This window comes from Kocuria dechangensis, from assembly GCF_014636775.1.
In the GTDB taxonomy this organism is placed as follows: Bacteria; Actinomycetota; Actinomycetes; order Actinomycetales; family Micrococcaceae; genus Kocuria; species Kocuria dechangensis.
In genome coordinates, this window is sequence record NZ_BMEQ01000072.1 from 1 (window position 1) to 1,359 (window position 1,359).

A 1,359-nucleotide genomic window follows, 5' to 3' on the forward strand; every position below is an offset into this window, starting at 1 on the left:
GCCCTCGGCGTCGTCGATCCGCCGGTAGGTGTGGGCCCCGAAGTAGTCGCGCAGCCCCTGGGTCAGTGCGGCGTTGAGCCGGGGCCGGCGCAGGGAGTCGTAGTAGTTCAGCGTCGAGGCGAACACCGGGGCCGGGATCCCGCGCTCCACCGCCCGCGCCACCACCCGCCGCCACGCCGGCAGCGCGTCTTCCAGGGCGGTGACGAACTGCTCGGCGAAGAGCAGGTTCAACGGCCGGTTCTCCCCGGCGTAGGCGGCCATGATCACCTCCAGCAGCTGCGCGCGGATGATGCACCCCTCCCGCCACAGCCCCGCGATCGCCGCCAGGTCCAGCTCCCACCCGTACTCGGCTCCGGCCATCGTGAGCATCTCCAGGCCCTGGGCGTAGGAGACCAGCTTCGAGGCGTACAGCGCCTTGCGCACGTCCTCCACGAACCCCGGGTCGCCCACCACGTCCTCGGTGGTGCCCCCGATCCCCGAGGGCAGCACCTGCTGCGCGGTCGCGCGCATCGCCGGCTCGGCCGAGGACAGCGCCCGGGCGAACACGGACTCCGCGATCGCCGTCACCGGCGAGCCCAGCTCCAGGGCCTCCTGCACCGTCCACCGCCCGGTGCCCTTCTGCCCGGCCGCGTCCACGATCACATCGATCAGCGGACCCTGCGTGCGCGCGTCGACCTGGCCCAGCACGTGGGCGGTGATCTCGATCAGGTAGGAGGCCAGCTCCGTGGTGTTCCACTGCTGGAACACCTTCGCCTGGTCGGCCGGCTCCAGCCCGGCGACCGAGCGCAGCAGCTCGTGGGCCTCCCCGATGACCTGCATGTCGGCGTACTCGATGCCGTTGTGCACCATCTTCACGAAGTGCCCGGCCCCGTCGGTGCCGATCCACGCGCAGCAGGGGCTGCCGTCGACGGCCTTGGCCGCGATGTCCTCCAGCATCGGCCCCAGCGACGCGTAGGACCGCTCCGGGCCCCCGGGCATGATCGAGGGCCCGTTCAGCGCCCCCTCCTCACCGCCGGAGACCCCCACCCCCACGAAGTCCAGGCCGGCCTCGGCCAGGGCCGCCTCGCGGCGGCGGGTGTCCTGGAAGTAGGAGTTGCCCCCGTCGATGATGATGTCCCCCGGTTCCAGCAGCGGCACCAGCGCCTCGATCACCGCATCCACCGCCGCCCCGGCCTGGACCATCACCAGGATCCGGCGCGGGCGCTCCAGGGCGCCCACCAGCTCCGCCAGGGACTCGGTGCGGATGAACCGCCCCTCGGACCCGTAGGCCTCCAGCAGCGCGTCGGTGCGGGCCACCGAGCGGTTGTGCAGGGCCACGGTGTAGCCGTGGCGGGCGAAGTTGCGGGCGAGGTTCGCGCC

1 protein-coding gene is annotated in these 1,359 nt (G+C 72.7%); it reads right to left on the reverse strand.

Annotation, left to right across the window (positions count from 1 at the left end):
- The coding region (gene gnd / locus IEW07_RS20685) for an NADP-dependent phosphogluconate dehydrogenase (RefSeq protein ID WP_188540674.1) at positions 1-1,359 on the reverse strand (1,359 nt) is incomplete at both ends.